Source organism: Paraburkholderia sp. A1BS-2L, from assembly GCF_051125205.1.
Taxonomy (GTDB): Bacteria; Pseudomonadota; Gammaproteobacteria; order Burkholderiales; family Burkholderiaceae; genus Paraburkholderia.
On the sequence record NZ_CP120429.1, the window covers coordinates 473135 to 487852 of the forward strand.

Sequence of the window (14718 nt, forward strand, 5' to 3'; positions counted from 1 at the left end):
TCGCGGATAGGCGCGTTCAGCACGTCGCTCACGCAAGGCGCGTGCCGCCGCCAGCGATGAAAAATTTCATTTTAGGCGCTTTATGGCCGACGCCAACGACTGGCTCGCCGACCAGTACGCTGCCCACGGGTCCCGAGACTGGAAGCTCAGGTACTCGCGTGCCGTCTGCACCGTCCACTGCGCCCCACTCTTCAGGTCGGTCAGTTGCTCCCAGGAAACCGGCATGGAGACACCCATCCCCGGCCGCGTCCGTGCAGAGAATGCGGACACGGTCGTTTGCCCCATGCCGTTTCGCAAGTAGTCGACATAGACCTTGCCAATTCGGTTCGAAGCGCCAGCGGTTGCAGAAAAACGCTGTGGAATCGTTTTTGCGAGGTGCCGAACGAATGCCTGCGAGAATGCCTTAACCGCCTCGTAGCCAAGCCGCGGCGCAAGCGGCACAACGACATGCAATCCCTTCCCGCCGCTCGTCTTCAGCCAGGCCTCGAGGCCGAGCTCCGACAACAGCGTGTGAACAAGAAGCGCCGCCTCCTGAACGTGTCCCCATTTCACACCTTCGCCCGGGTCCAGGTCGAAGATGACCCTGTCGGGCTTCTCGAGTCGGCGAACCGTCGAATTCCACGTGTGGAACTCGACCGTATTCATCTGCGCTGCCGACAGCAAGGCATCCGCCGTATCAACCGTCAGCAGCGGCGGATGTTTTGGCCACAAGTCCCGGTCGTGAACCATCAGCCCTGGCATGTTCGTGCTCTCCGCATGCTTCTGAAAGAACAGTTCGCCGGCGATGCCGTCAGGCGCTCGAACCATCGCAAGGGGTCGTGCCTTCAGATGGGGCAGCATCCACTCCGCGACGCTCGCGTAGTAGCGAACGAGGTCGGCCTTCGTGACGCCAGTCGAGGGGTCGACGACGCGTTCCGGATGGGTAATTTTCAGCTGCGGCAGAGCACTCGGTGCCTGGGTCTTTCCTCCTTCCCGGACGACACCGCGCGCGGGCTTGTCGACGCGCAGTCCCTTAAACGACGCCTGTCGCACCAGGCCATCGGTGGTCCAGTCTGCGAATTCCACTTCCGCGACCAGCTCGGGACGAACCCAGCGCTCACTGCCCGCGGCACGCCGTGACCATCGGCGCTGCTTGGCTGCAGTCACGTCAAAAGGTGCCGCATCCATCTCGAGCGGCGTGAGGCGCGCCCACAGATTCCGCGCGGTCCTGGCGTCCCAGCCGGTGCCGACGCTGCCCGCGTCGTGAAGCTGGTCGCCGACGTAATACCCGAGCATCAGGCTGCCGATTTCACCGGGCTTGCCGCCTCGCGCAGTGAAGCCGCAGATGACAAGCTCTTGCCGCAACCGGCACTTCGCCTTCAACCAGGTCTGCGTTCTGCCCGATTCATACCGCGCGTCGCGGCGTTTGAGCATGAGGCCTTCGAGGCCCAACCCGGCGGCAGCTTCAAACACCTGGGCCGGCGGCGCCTCAAAGTCCTGGCTGAAGCGAATCCGTTCGCCGCCACTCTCGAGCAACTGCGCAAGCAGCGCGCGCCTCGCCCACAGCGGGACGTTCCTGAGGTCCTTTCCGTCGACGTACGGAAGGTCAAAAAGGAAAAAGACAATGCCCTGGTTCCTGGCATCGTCCATCGCATCCTGAAGAGCACCAAAATTGGGGATGCCGTCCTTGAGCACGACGATTTCGCCATCCAGCCAAGCGTTCGAAACCGGGAGTTTTTCGACCTCTGCAGCAAGACTGGCGAGCGTCTTCGTCCAGTCGTGCCCGCCGCTCGTGAAAAGCCTCGCGCGGCCCTTATCGACACGCGCGAGCAAGCGGTATCCATCCAGTTTGGCCTCGGTTATCCAGTCTCCCCGCGTCGGCAACGAGGGGGCGAAGGTCGCGCGCTGCGGTTCGAGCTTCGCGGGAAGCGGCGCCAAGACGGCCGCCGACAGGTCAATCATCGGTGACTCCTCACGGCGCGCGGGTCGCGCCACCCTCGGCTCCCGTTCTTCGATGAGCCCGAGCGGCTTTGCGGTGACGCTGTCGGGAAGCGCCTTGATGACATCGTATTCCGCCAATGGCTGCGCCCACTCGTCGCGCTTCTTGAAGAGCATCCACGGGTCTTGCTTGTCGTCGGGCTTCGATATTCGCACCAGTTCCCACAGTCCCGCGAGCTTCTCGCCATGAAGGCGAAAGACGAGCTTGCCCGACTTCATCCCTTCCTGCGGGTCGCCAACGGGCTCCCATGTCCCGCGGTCCCACACCATTACCTTGCCGGCGCCATATTGCCTCGCAGGAATCGTCCCCTCAAAGTGCGCATACTCGACTGGATGGTCCTCCACGTGTATCGCCATCCGCTTTTCCTTCGGGTCATAGCAGGGACCTTTCGGAACCGCCCAGGACAGCAGCACCCCATCCAGCTCGAGACGAAAGTCGTAATGCAGCCTGCCAGCCCAATGCTTTTGCACGACGAAGCCGAGCTGTCCGCCGCCAGATGGGCTGGCAGCCGCCGGGGCCGGTTCGGGCGTGACCTGAAAATCCCGCTTCTTTTGATAGCGGGACAGCGGCGGAGATGTCGGGTCGCGTGCGGAGGCCATAACACTAGTCCAGGAATAACTTTCGTCTTTTCGGGACGCAAATAAGACACCTGACCTTGGTCGTGGCCTCAATCCGATGTTCGGCCGCCTGACTATCAAGCTCTAATTTTCTGCGTGCTTTCTATCCCGCCCGCAGCACAATGCCCACGCTCGCCGGCCAACTTCGGCACGACACGCGAAAACGAAGCTATTCTGGAGGATCGTCCTTCAAAGGATAGGCAATGCTGCATACGCTAGAGGCATCAGTGGTCGTTCTGGTGGACCTGCAAAGGCGACTGATACCCGCAATACATGAAGGAGCGATGGTGGTAGCTCAGGCTGCCCGGCTGGGAAGAATCGCGCAGTTGCTCGACGTGCCCATCATCGGCACCGAACAGAGTCCCCAGAGGCTCGGTGAGAATGCGGAGACTATCAAGGACCTCTGCTCGAACACGGTCGTCAAGGACCATTTCGATGCGACCGCTGAAGGACTCGTCGACGCGTTGCCTGCAGGGCGAACGAGGATCATTGTTGCTGGCTGCGAGGCGCACGTCTGCGTACTGCAAACGGTGATTGGCTTGCTGAGCCACGGCTTGCAGGTCACGCTCGTCAAAGACGCAATTGGTTCGCGTAAAACTTCAGACCGTGATACCGCGATAGACCGGCTCGCCCGGGCGGGGGCCGATGTGTCGACCGTGGAAATGGTTGCATTCGAGTGGTTACGCTCCAGTCAGCATCCGCAATTCCGCGACGTGCTGCGCCTCATCAAATAGCAGGCGATGCTTACCGTATCAGGCATTCGTGCCCGGCAGTGCGAGAAATCGAATGTCTCCACTCTTCGCATCCCCGTACACGTTTGTTCGTGCCGCAAGCAAGTATCCAGCGGTCAATGCACGCAGCGCGGCATCGACGTCGTCAATCGACTTCAGCAAGTCGCCCCTCGCCCGCTTCGGACCACAAGCAAGGGGCGTCTATGCGGCCTGCACATTGTCCTCAAGACACGCATCGAGCAAGTCGCGAGGCGCACGGCTCTGCACTTTGAGCAAGATGCCCGCGCCCTGCAGGATGACCAGATGGCAGCCTTTCTTTTGTCCGCCAACATCAATCCCCGCCACCGGCATGCTGCTCACAATACGCTCACACGCGGATATCAGATTGTGGCTTAGACTGCGGCCGGGGCACCCGTGACTTCGGTAGCTGCCGGCGAGACTCCAGCTTCGACCGGCGCGACTGACGGCACAGTTCCCTTCCTGACACGCGCCTTTCGGGCGACGACTGGTTTGACCGCGCCACTCTTCGTTGAAGATTTTCGCGATGCCGGAGCAGCCTTATTGACGGCAGCCTTCTTCGTCGATGTGACCTTTTTCGCGGCCACCGGCTTGTCCGTTTTCGCCTTCTTCTTTGCCGCAGGTTCGGCAGCCTTCTCAATCAGAAATTTGGAGCGGTCTTTGACGTCAGCGAGCCATGCCGGTGCACGACCCCGGCCACTCCACGTCGCTCCAGTTTTGGCGTCCCGATAAAGGGCCGGCTGCGGACCGCGGACGTAGTTGCCAGCCTTCGGGGGATTCGCAGCCGCAGCAGACTTCGTCGGTGCGCCCGCAAGCAGGAACTTGCTTCGGTCTTTGGCTTTGGCAATCCAACTCGGTGCTCGACCGTGGCCTGTCCAGGTGGCCCCACTCCTCGGGTCCTGATACTTTGCTACCGACGAGTTCTGCTTCGTTGCGGTGCTCACGCCAGACTTGCGACCACGTCGTTTTCCGACGAATGCTTCGATGTCGGCGAGCGTCACCGAATGCTTTTCCATCAGACCGCGAATCTTTTCGAGCACAGCAGTGGACTTCGTGGTTGCCAGCGCGGTTGCTTGGGCCTGGAGCTTTGCTAGCTTTGCCTGGATGGAATCGAGCGTCGCCATTCTTTTACTTTTCCCTTGTTAAGTTACTGTGTCGCACTATGCCACATCGCGCGACGAAGGCAACAGAATGTGTTGAATTAGCGGTGTCGCTATTGTCTGGCTGCTAGATAGCGGCAGAGACGTCGCGCCATTTGGCATCGAAAGCGGTAACGACACCAATCGCAATGGCGGTAGCGCAGGAGGTCGGTGGTATTCCTTCGGCTCCGCAATCTTAGTTCAGACGGTTGAACCTTCGTACTCAGAGGAATTGACGCGGCTATTGTGTATCCGTGGGGTTCATCAATTAATGTCGCGGCAAGACAACCAATTCTTGTCGATTTCAAGCCTGAAAGCCACCGTATCGATGACTCAAACAAGGGGGACAGTGGACTCCGTCACGCACCCTGGCGCGTGCGCTTGATGAGGCCGCGCTGGAGCAACGACGGTGCGGACGCGTGTAGCACATGCACGGCAGTGGTTCTGCAGCGGCGGCACCGCGACTCAAGGCGCTTTGCCGTCGACACCGATATCACAGAACTGGTCCCGGCCCACCCGCGTTTTCACGGGGCGTCCGCGCCCGCTCAGCAGGGCGTTTCCTGCGCACAGCCCACGCGTTCGCGCACCGCCACCGCGTCGATCAATCCTGGCGACCGGCACCCGCGAGCCGCCGCACGCCCCGCCATGACGCCGGCGCGCTGGCGCGACGCCCATGAGACGAACTGCTGAGACCCTTCACAAACGAGGATCTCGCCCTCCCATCGCCGCCTTCGCCGCAGGCGAACCGCAATCGCGCGGTCTCGCCGAGGACGCCAACGACGTCGACTTCGTCCCAGTTCCTGCAGGCGCGATCGGCGGGCTGTCGAAGCATACGCTCGCCGCCTATCGTCTCGAGTGCGACCGGATTCTTCCGTTCTCCCTGATCGTCCCCAGGCGTCGAGGGCATGAACCCGCCATAGCGATCCCGAAAGTCCTTAAGCCCAACCACTTCCACTCTCGTCACTAAGCGCCAGTCGCCCCGCCAGGCCCCAGCGAGCAGGGCGGAAGGTTGCTGGGCCCGTCGTCCTTTTCGACCGCTGGCCTCGCACGGCGCGCCTCATGCATCAAAGGTGTTGCGCGGCGGTGCTCTTCCACTGTACCTTGAGCTCGTCCAGATTAGTCACAAGGAGAAACTGTATGTTCAAGTCCAAGCTACGCCGAGCGCTGACCAAAGAGCGGCGAACGACGATGGATAGCAGCCGCCTCGATAGGGAGGCTGCCGCGCGGCGCCAGCCTGATCAGCCGGAGAACGAGCCGAAATCAGAGGTAGCACGCTTTGGTGAACGCCCGTCACGTCACTGAACGCCAACGGTCCCGCGCGCCCGGATTTCTTTGGGACGCGATTCTTGCCGAGATCGCACCGGCGAAAGATCGAGGGCACGCGTGGGCCGGACGTCCAGGCGGCAACGAGTTCCCCCCTGATCGTCGAAGATGATTTTGCGCGCAAACCGGCGACACAGATTGCCGCCTGCACCACGTGCGCTGGAGGCGGTCTTCAGCGCATGTGACGAATATTACCTACACGCAAGTAATCGATGCCGATGAGCTTACCGCGTAACGCGGACGCAAAACACCATGTGTGCCAACCGATCTGACACCTACGTTTATTACCCTTATTACAATGAAGAACGTTTGATCATTATTTATATTGAATGATGTGCGAAAGATAAAGACCAGTGGGCGCAGTGGCTCAAGTCATTCCCCCCGTAGGCGAGCGACCAAACGTGAGCTTTCCGGTACGTCGTAGTCGTCGGTCAGCGCTCGGTAATCACTTCACGCAGGATACCGTCACGTACTACCAACCGAAAAACGCACCCCCGAGCCGGACTTGCGCAACGTCGACTGAAACCACACAACAAATTCGCGCGTCGTCGCGGTCATCATGTCAATCGCAGGATACGCGATGCACATTCTTGCCGTCGGCATCGACTCGGTGACCCGGAGGCGCTTCATTGCCCCCTCTTCCTCGCGCCTGCACAGCGCGTTCATTCCGGCGTCCGCCCATGCAGAGACGACATCGAGACGCCCGGCCAGCTCGATGTACATCGCGAGCGACGAACATTGAATGATCCGTGCCGGGGGTGCCAGCCCGTGCTGCTCGAACAACGTCGAAACAATGCTATGGGTATCGATCACGGGATCCAGTACCAGCCATGACATCTCCCGCAACTCGCGGATGCCGACTTCGCTGGGGCCTCGATAGCGTGAGCTGACCGCAAGCGTGATCCCGAGCACATAGAGCGGCGTAATGTCGAATTGCGCCGAGCGTTCAGGCTGGTGTATTGAGCAAAGAGCGCGACGTCAAGCGTGCCGTCAAGCGTGCCGTCACGCAGGTCGTTCGCAATCAGATGCGGACGCAGTTCGAGCACGCGCAACTGCACGTCTGGATGCGCGTCCGAGAAAGCCGAAATGGTTTCGGCGAAATCCGCCGTCGCTGCGGGCGGCGTAATCGCGATTGTGAGGGATCCATTGAATACGCCGCGAGTGCGTTTTTCCCGACTCACGATCCGATTTCCTCGCTGCTGCTCGCTGTCGGCACGTTCGGCGTCGGCTTTTTTGCGCGGCCAATCGGACGCGTTGCTGCTCGGCAGCTACACCGACCGGGTCGGCAGACGCGACGCCATGACGTTGAGCATTCTGCTGATGGGCAATCGGCACCTGCCTTATCTCGCTGTGCCCGACGTATGCGCAAATCGGCTGGGCCGCAACGGTCCTGATCGTCGGCGGACGCATCCTGCAGGGTTTCGCCGCGGGTGGAGAGGTCGGCACCGCTACGACCTATCTGATGGAGTCAGGCGGTCAGCAACGACGGGGCTTCATGGTCGGGTGGCAAATGGTCAGTCAGGGCATCTCCTCCATAGTCGGGGCGCTATGCGGCTATCTGCTCAGCCATGCGCTCGCCCCCGACGCCCTCGCAGCGTGGGGCTGGCGCGTACCGTTCGCGATCGGCACGCTGATCGCGCCAATCGGTTTCTATATTCGCCGGCATCTGCCCGACTCGCCTCATGACGGCGCACGCGGTGAACATCGGCACCCGCTGGGCGAGCTTTGGGCCCGCCACCGCAGCAACATGCTGGCCGCGATCGGGCTGACGACGGGACAGACGGTGACCATGTACGTGATGGTGTTCTACATGCCCAGCTATCTGACCCGGATCGTTCATCTGCCCGCATCCACCGGTTTTGCGACAGCGCTCGGTGCGTCGATCGCATTCACGATCTTCGCGTTCATCGGCGGTCTTGTCGCTGACCGATGCGCGAGCCGCAAGGCACTCGTGCGGCCAACGTTCATCCTGAGCGCCGCCGCGTGCCTGCCGGCGCTGTGGATCGTGACACGAAACTCCAACTCCATCGTTGTGGTGACGACCGTGATGGTCGTTACCGCGCTGCTCGGCTTCGGCGTCGTCGCCACGCTTCTGCTGATGATGGAGTTGTTCCCGGCGAACGTGAGAGTGACCGCATTCTCGACCACCTACGCGCTCGCCAATACGCTGTTCGGCGGCACAGCGCAGTTCATTGTCACCGCGATGATCGCGAGGACGGGGCAACCGTTCTCCGCGGCGTGGTACGTGGTCGCCTGCGACCTGATCGCTCTGGTTACCGTACTTTTCGTTCGCGAACGGCGCATGAACTGATCGTCTCCCGATTTCCCCGGATAACCCGGTCCGATCCGTGGATCCGGTCCGGTTCATCCTCTGCCGTACTTCCATGACCAGAAACGCTACCTCATGAACAACATTCGAAAACTTGTCTGCATTCTCCCGCTCGCTTACGCGGCCGCGCATATGCGCAGAGTTCCGTCACGCTGTATGGCATCGTCGACGAAGGCCTGACCTATACGAGCAATCAAAAGGGCAGCCATGCGTTGCAACTCACGCAGGGGAGCTATTCCGGCTCGCGTTGGGGACTCAAGGGCTCGGAGGACATCGGTGCGGGTACGCGCGTGATCTTCACGCTCGAGAACGGCTTCAATCCGTTGAATGGCGCTGCATTGCAGAGCGGCAGAATGTTCGGTCGCTCATCATGGGTTGGCGTTACCAATGAAGCGTACGGATCACTGACATTCGGGCGGCAATACAACAGCGTTCAGGATTTTCTGACCTACCTGCAAGCAGGCTCGAACGGCGCATTGGGCCTATACGCGAACGCTGTCTACGATACGGATGGCCTCAATAACACGTATCGGAGCCAGAATTCGGTCAAGTACACGAGCCCCGTCGTCCACGGTTTGACAGTCAGTGGGCTTTACGGTCTATCGAATCAGCCAGGCGGGTTCGCAACCAATCGGACATGGAGCGTCGGGGCAAACTATAGCAACGGACCGTTACGGCTCGACGCGGCGTATGCGCGGCTCGATTCGCCCGGCAGCACGCCTGCCGGGGCAATTGCTTCGGATAACTACTTTTCTACCGCTACGTCGATCATCGCGAACGTGAAGAACAATCGTGTATTCGGCGGCGGCGGCGCCTATACGTTCGGCCCCGCCACGGTCGCCCTGCTCTACACCAACGTTCAGTTCGATATCCTGACCGGTGGCAGTCTGCATTTCGCCAATTACGAGATCAACGGCCGCTGGCTAGTCACCCCCAGCTGGCTTGTGGCAGCAGGCTACATCTATACGAACCAGAGCGCCTCGTCGTCAAGCTATTCGAATGCTCACTATCACCAGCTCACGCTGGGGACCAACTATTTCCTGTCGAAACGCACCGACGTCTATCTGAGTACGGCAATTCAGCAGGCATCCGGTGCCCACGCATGGATCGAGGGCATCGGCGCGCCGTCGAGCAACGATCATCAAATCGTCGTCACCGCGGGTATGCGCCACAAGTTCTGATGAATTGCGGCCCGCAGCTCGGGCCGCACAATACCAAGGAGAGAGTCATGCCAATTATCAAAACCCCCGATGTCAATCTGTATTACGAAGTTCATGGCGAAGGGAATCCCGTTTTCTTCGTGCACGGCGGCGGCAACACGATGTGCTGGTTTCAGCAAGTACCGTTTTTCCAGCGCCGCTACAATGTCATTACCGTCGATATGCGCGGCTTCAAGCAGTCTCACTGCGCGCCGGAACTCGTTCATCCCCGTTATTTCCCAGATGACATGCTGGCGATCATGGACGCCGAGGGCATCGACCGGGCGGCATTCGTGTGCCAATCGCTCGGCGCATGGGCCGGACTCCCGCTCGCGGTGCGTCATCCGGATCGCGCGTCGTGCCTCTTCATCACCGGCTCGCCGACGCCCGCGTGGTCGGAGGAAAACTGGCACGTTCTGAAAACGGCCGGCGACACCTTCAATAGCGACCGCCTCGGCGGCGCGGGTCGCGGCGACGGCGTCGGCTGGAACCGCAGGACGCTGACGGAGCGTCCGGAACTGTTCTTCCTGTACAGCCAGATCAAGCAGCTCAATGGTCCCTTCGATGCGCGCACGATGCAGGACGATTGCATGAAACTGCATCCGGAAGACTTCGCGGGCTACAAGGTGCCGACGTTCATCGGCGGAGGCACGCACGACGACTTCCTGACGCCGACCAGCCATCTGCACGTGCAAACGCTCATCCCGGGTGCACAAACGTATACGTTCGAGCAAGCGGGCCATTCGCCGTACTTCGAGACGCCGGACGAGTTCAATCGGGTTGCCGATCAGTTTCTGAAGCAGTATGCGAGATGACGCGCATCGCCAGGTACGGTGACCGCCTGGTCGACTAGCAGTGTTACGCCGGGCGGCAACCGGATCCGCTCGGCATGCTCACGTCCGGGCGCCAGTTCGATCGTTGTACAGTCATGCGAACTTCTCCGCCAGCACCGTGATTGAGGGTCTATCCAACCCGGCGCAACTGCAGAGGGCGCGGTCACCTCGGACGGCTATGGCTTCGCCGCGGCAAACAAGTGAACGATAGACTGGGTGCGGGCTATGACACCGGCGCGGCGCCCCTCGGCCTGGTCTACAGGCACGTGGAAATCGTGAAGATCATGAAGCACAATTAGGTTGCCTGAATTGGCAAGCCCGACACACCAACGGTGCTCTCGCGTCTGGCTGCCGCGCTTGAGCACCACAATGAGCGCCGCCAGCGATCGTGCCGTTGGCAACATCGCAACGACACGACACCCATTCAGTTCAGGCCTGGGCACCGGAGAGCAGCGCGCCCGCTCCCGGCGCGATCGGCTCCAGCTCCAGATGGTCCAGCATGCGCCTGACGGTGCACACCGCCGTGGACACGGTCCGGATACCCAGCATGTCCTGGATGCGCTCAATGGCCGGCAGCGAAGGCATCTGGACGCACGCCGAAGCCACCACGACATCCGCGCCTTCGGTGTTCAGCGCCCGTACATCCTCCACGAGCCGAAGCGGGTCGCGCCTGCCCACTTCCAGGTTATCCGGAATCTCGAAGCAGAGCGAATCGATTACCTCGATGCCCTCGCTCTCGATGTACTTCACCACGAGATCGGTAAGCGGACGCATGTAGGGCGCCATAAGCGAAATGCGACGGGCCTTCAGGGTCTTGAGGCCATCGATCAGCGCGCCGGCGGACGTCATCACCGGAGCGAGGCACTGATTGTTGCGAGCCACCTCGGCCAGTTGTGCCTCCGTTTCGCGGTGGTACCCCGGCCCCATCGCCATGATCGCAACGAGGCACGCGGTGCTCATCACGTCGACGCGTGCATCGGCCAGTTCCGCCGCACAGCGCAAGCCTTCCCGGTTCATCGCCTCCAGTTCTTCCCTGGTCACCTTGTGCATGCGCATTCTGCTCGAATGGAAGGTGAACCGCTCGGGACGGACCGTTTCCCGCGCGTGAAGCATCGCGGGGATTTCGGTTTCCATGGTGGTATTCGAACTCGGGACGATCTGTCCAATCCGATAGTATTTCTGCATCTTGATCTCTCTTGAACCGTTGCGCGCGTGAAGGATCGCGCCCTTTCAGGCGCTCGTTGTCTGGGCAAGCTCACCCTGCACTGCCTCATAGGCAGCAGCAAACAGCGGATCCCGCGCTTTCAGGTCGTCGTGCGACACCTGCCCCGTGCGCCGCATGTAGTCGTATGCGAAGGACACCGGATCGAGATGCAGCTTCGTGTCGACGTTCTCGTACCAGTCCAGACTCTTGCTGGCCGCGCCCTGAAAACTGTTCGACGCGGGACGCCGTGACGCCTCGAACGTGGCGAACGCCGCCTGGATGTCGCGCGGATGGCAGCAGATGGCTTTATGCAGCGCGATGGCATCCTGCATGGCCATACGCGTGCCCGAGCCCAGCGAGAAGTGCACCGTGCGCAATGCATCCCCAAGCAGAACGATGTTGCGATACGTCCACTGTTCGTTCTTCACGATGTTCGCCTCGAACCAGAGGGAACGGTTGGTCAGCAGCCCGTTGGAGCCGAGATCCTGCCGGAATACCTCGGCGCAATAGCGGCGGCTTGCTTCTTCGCTCACCGCATCGAGCCCCGCCCGCTTCCATGTGTCGGGATCGACTTCGACCAGAAACGTGCTCAACTGCGGGCTGTATTGATAGGCATGAGCTATGAACGTACCGTGCTCGTTGGGACGGAAGATCAGCGAAACCGGGTGGAACCGCTGGTGCGTTCCATACCACGCGAACTTGTTGCGGCGCCTTTCAAAGCTGGGCCGGAAGTGATCGGCAAACTGTGTGCGCACGGCACTATTGCCCCCATCGGCCGCAACGACCAAATCTACCTGGGCAGCGAGGCTTTCGACGTCCTCGATGCGTCGGCCATATTCGATACGAATGCCTTCCCGCTCGCACGCATCCTGAAGCGTCTTCAGCATGCCGACGCGCGACGTGCGCGAGAAGTGGTTGCCATGGATCTGCACATGGGTTCCCCGATGCACGACCTCCATGTAGTCGCAGCGCTCATGATTCGCCGTGAACTCTCGGAAGAACTCGGGGTCGGCCTCCTGCAGAAAACTCAGGCCAATATCCGAGAACACAACGCCCCAACCGTAGGTGGCGCCCTTCGGGTTCTGCTCGAACACCTGAATGTCGTGTTCCGGATTGCTCTTCCTGGCCAGAAGGGAAAAATAGAGGCCCGCCGGGCCGGCACCGATGACAACGATTTTCATGCTTTGTCTCTCCTACAAGATTCAGTCCGCGCAGGCTTGCCGGTATTGCTCCAGCGCCGCACGAAACGATGCCGGTATCTCGATCGATCTGCGTTCGTCCCGGGCCACGCATACGGGCGTGAGATTCGCCTCGAAAACGATGTCGCCTTCAGGCGTGCGGGCCGTGACATCGAGCACATACGTCCTGCTACGGATGTCCTTTACCGAAACCGTCATGTCGAATTCGTCATCCGGATAAAGCGAGCGGCTGAAATCGAAAGTCAGTGCGCGCGTCGGCGTACCGAAACCTTGTTCGCGCTTCGCCCGCTGGGGTGTCGTATCGAACAGCGAACCGTAAAACAGTTCTGCCGCGGAGATGACATAGTCGGAGAAGGTCGCGGTGTAGACCACGCCAGCCGGGTCACATTCGCCCCACTTGACACGGCGGCGAATAACGACCGGCACGCGGCTCACCAGTTGCTCCGTAGCGATCGGCAACGCGCTCACGATTTGACCTCCGGCTTCTCGAGCGTCAGGATGTCGGAAATTCGCTTCTTCAATGCCGGCTTGTCGAGCTTGCCCACCCGGGTCACGGGGAATTCCTCAATCGCCTCGACACGCTCAGGACACTTGAACTTCGCAAGGCCCTTGCCAACAAGGAACGCACCGAGCGTCGCGACATCGAGCGGTTCGGCGCCCGGGCGCGTGACGATGAAAATGCAACCCTTTTCCCCGTAGGTTTCGTCGGGCATAGCAACGAGCTTGGCGTCGACGACGGAGGGATGCTGGCAGACGAAAGCTTCGACCTCCTCACATCCGATCTTTTCGCCACCCCTGTTCACGTTGTCGCGCAGACGGCCTTCGAACGTCACGTAAGTTTTCCCGTCAATGACATGGCGGGTGACCATATCGCCCGTGCGATAGAAGCCGTCCGACGTGAAAGCCGTGACATTCGCCTCCGGGTTGTCGAAAAAACCGCCGAGCGTGGATGGTCCGCGAAAGCAGAGTTCACCCATCTTTCCGGATTCGACCTCGGTCTCGCTGTCGGGGTCCAGAAGCCTGATCTCGTCATCCGGACACCCGGAGGCACCCTGGGTGTGATGCCTGACGAAAACCGGTTCGTCGGCAGGAGACCCCAGCAGCAGCCCCTCGGTAATGCCATACAGGTTCGAGCACGGCACGCCCAGGTGAGCTTCGAGCGCGTCCGCGCGGCTCATCGTTGCGAACAGCTGCAGCGACGACAAGTCGTGCTTCCCGACGTCCTGGTACGCAAGCAGTTGTGGCGCGATCGGTCCAATGGACAAGGCATGCGTGACACGATGCGCCTCGATCAGTTCGAGCATCCGCACGACGTCGGCCTTCGGCATCAGCACGGTCGTCGATCCGAGCACCAGCGGCGGCAGCAGTGCATAGAGCTGGCCCGCGTTGTGAACGATCGGTAACGGATAGATGAACCGGCCTTCGCTCGTCATGCGGTAGCGGTTCATACATGCGCTCGAGTGCCCGATATATTCGGCATGGAAACGCGGAATGATCTTCGGGACACCTGTAGTCCCCCCCGATAGCTGGAAGCTCAGCACGTCCTCGCTACCGAGCTTGACGAGCGCGAGACGCTGCCTGGCGGCTTCGAGCGGCGTGGACGCCACCAGCGTCTCGATATCGCTCGTACCCGGCACAGCTCCGCGCGAGACGATCAGATACGCCAGGCTCGGCGTGCGATCGACCATCTTCGCCGCGAAACCCGCGAGGTCGAAGGCACTGAAGTCGGCCTGAACGAAATAGCCTCTCGCGCCCGCCTGCCCGGCAAGCTGTCCAATTTCCACTTCACGATGCTGCGGCAGCGAACACACCGGGACGATCCCCGCCTTGAAGCAGGCCACGAGCACGATGATCGATTCGACGTTCGTGCCGATTTGCAGGATTGCCCGGTCGCCGGTTTCGAGGCCCAAATCCAGGAGCGCGGCGGCCAGGCGCTCGGTTTTTTCGTCGAGCTCGCGAAAAGTGATCGTTCGCTCGTCGCTGATGAACGCCGGACGGTCGGGAAAACGTTGCGCCGTTGCGCGCAATGCATCGCCTACGGTCGAATCAACCCAGGCTCCACTCGCAAAAGATCGGGCCGCTCTTGCAGCGGTGGGATAAGTAACGCCCTCGATAGGGCTCAATATGCCAGCCATTGTCTCCTCACTT

Annotated in this window: 14 protein-coding genes; 6 read left to right on the plus strand and 8 right to left on the minus strand. The window is 60.9% G+C overall.

Translation table 11 applies throughout. The features are described from left to right. Positions 1–66: 66 nt before the first annotated feature. The gene (gene ligD, locus P5W98_RS16925) at positions 67–2577 is read right to left on the minus strand and encodes a DNA ligase D (protein ID WP_421026861.1); all 2511 of its coding nucleotides are present in this window, start codon (positions 2575–2577) and stop codon (positions 67–69) included. Positions 2578–2798: 221 nt separating this feature from the next. Here ligD and P5W98_RS16930 point away from each other — a divergent pair, with 221 nt between their 5' ends. After that, positions 2799–3329 (plus strand): isochorismatase family protein, encoded by a 531-nt coding sequence (locus P5W98_RS16930; protein ID WP_421026860.1) that lies wholly within the window; start codon positions 2799–2801, stop codon positions 3327–3329. 389 nt (positions 3330–3718) lie between these two features. Here the strand turns inward: P5W98_RS16930 and P5W98_RS16935 are convergent, their stop codons facing one another. After that, complete coding sequence (locus P5W98_RS16935) at positions 3719–4468, minus strand: H-NS family nucleoid-associated regulatory protein (RefSeq protein ID WP_421026859.1); 750 nt, start codon at positions 4466–4468, stop codon at positions 3719–3721. 131 nt (positions 4469–4599) lie between these two features. Here P5W98_RS16935 and P5W98_RS16940 point away from each other — a divergent pair, with 131 nt between their 5' ends. Further along, entirely contained in the window at positions 4600–4683 is an 84-nt protein-coding gene (locus tag P5W98_RS16940; protein WP_434716985.1) for an LrgB family protein, read from the plus strand. A gap of 937 nt (positions 4684–5620) precedes the next feature. Further along, positions 5621–5785 carry a hypothetical protein gene (locus P5W98_RS16945; protein WP_421026858.1) on the plus strand — a complete coding sequence of 55 codons (165 nt, stop codon included), beginning with the start codon at positions 5621–5623 and terminating at the stop codon, positions 5783–5785. A 486-nt stretch (positions 5786–6271) separates the two neighbouring features. Here P5W98_RS16945 and P5W98_RS16950 read toward each other — a convergent pair whose 3' ends face one another. Together P5W98_RS16950 and P5W98_RS16955 are read right to left on the minus strand one after the other, a co-directional pair. After that, positions 6272–6718 (minus strand): hypothetical protein, encoded by a 447-nt coding sequence (locus P5W98_RS16950; protein ID WP_421026857.1) that lies wholly within the window; start codon positions 6716–6718, stop codon positions 6272–6274. Continuing rightward, positions 6616–6987 carry a LysR substrate-binding domain-containing protein gene (locus P5W98_RS16955; protein WP_421026856.1) on the minus strand — a complete coding sequence of 124 codons (372 nt, stop codon included), beginning with the start codon at positions 6985–6987 and terminating at the stop codon, positions 6616–6618. Before P5W98_RS16955 ends, P5W98_RS16950 begins: the two co-directional genes overlap by 103 nt. Before the next feature lie 146 nt (positions 6988–7133). Here P5W98_RS16955 and P5W98_RS16960 point away from each other — a divergent pair, with 146 nt between their 5' ends. The 3 genes from P5W98_RS16960 (at position 7134) to P5W98_RS16970 (ending at position 10149) form a co-directional block, all read left to right on the plus strand. Continuing rightward, positions 7134–8117, plus strand: a complete 984-nt coding sequence (locus P5W98_RS16960; protein WP_421027093.1) for an MFS transporter — start codon at positions 7134–7136, stop codon at positions 8115–8117. Positions 8118–8311: 194 nt separating this feature from the next. Next, positions 8312–9316 (plus strand): porin, encoded by a 1005-nt coding sequence (locus tag P5W98_RS16965; RefSeq protein ID WP_434718534.1) that lies wholly within the window; start codon positions 8312–8314, stop codon positions 9314–9316. Between the two features lie 47 nt (positions 9317–9363). After that, positions 9364–10149 carry an alpha/beta fold hydrolase gene (locus tag P5W98_RS16970; RefSeq protein ID WP_421026855.1) on the plus strand — a complete coding sequence of 262 codons (786 nt, stop codon included), beginning with the start codon at positions 9364–9366 and terminating at the stop codon, positions 10147–10149. Positions 10150–10596: 447 nt separating this feature from the next. Here the strand turns inward: P5W98_RS16970 and P5W98_RS16975 are convergent, their stop codons facing one another. Genes P5W98_RS16975 through P5W98_RS16990 form a run of 4 tightly spaced genes read right to left on the minus strand, consistent with a single transcriptional unit; the run spans position 10597 to position 14705 of the window. Beyond that, complete coding sequence (locus P5W98_RS16975; RefSeq protein WP_421026854.1) at positions 10597–11352, minus strand: maleate cis-trans isomerase family protein; 756 nt, start codon at positions 11350–11352, stop codon at positions 10597–10599. A gap of 45 nt (positions 11353–11397) precedes the next feature. Then, on the minus strand, positions 11398–12552 hold the full coding sequence (locus P5W98_RS16980) for an FAD-dependent monooxygenase (protein WP_421026853.1): 1155 nt from the start codon (positions 12550–12552) through the stop codon (positions 11398–11400). A 21-nt stretch (positions 12553–12573) separates the two neighbouring features. Next, positions 12574–13038, minus strand: coding sequence for an acyl-CoA thioesterase (locus P5W98_RS16985; RefSeq protein ID WP_421026852.1), 465 nt, complete (start codon positions 13036–13038; stop codon positions 12574–12576). Further along, positions 13035–14705 (minus strand): AMP-binding protein, encoded by a 1671-nt coding sequence (locus tag P5W98_RS16990; protein WP_421026851.1) that lies wholly within the window; start codon positions 14703–14705, stop codon positions 13035–13037. The genes P5W98_RS16985 and P5W98_RS16990 overlap by 4 nt, the downstream gene beginning before the upstream one ends. Between the last annotated feature and the right edge of the window lie 13 nt (positions 14706–14718).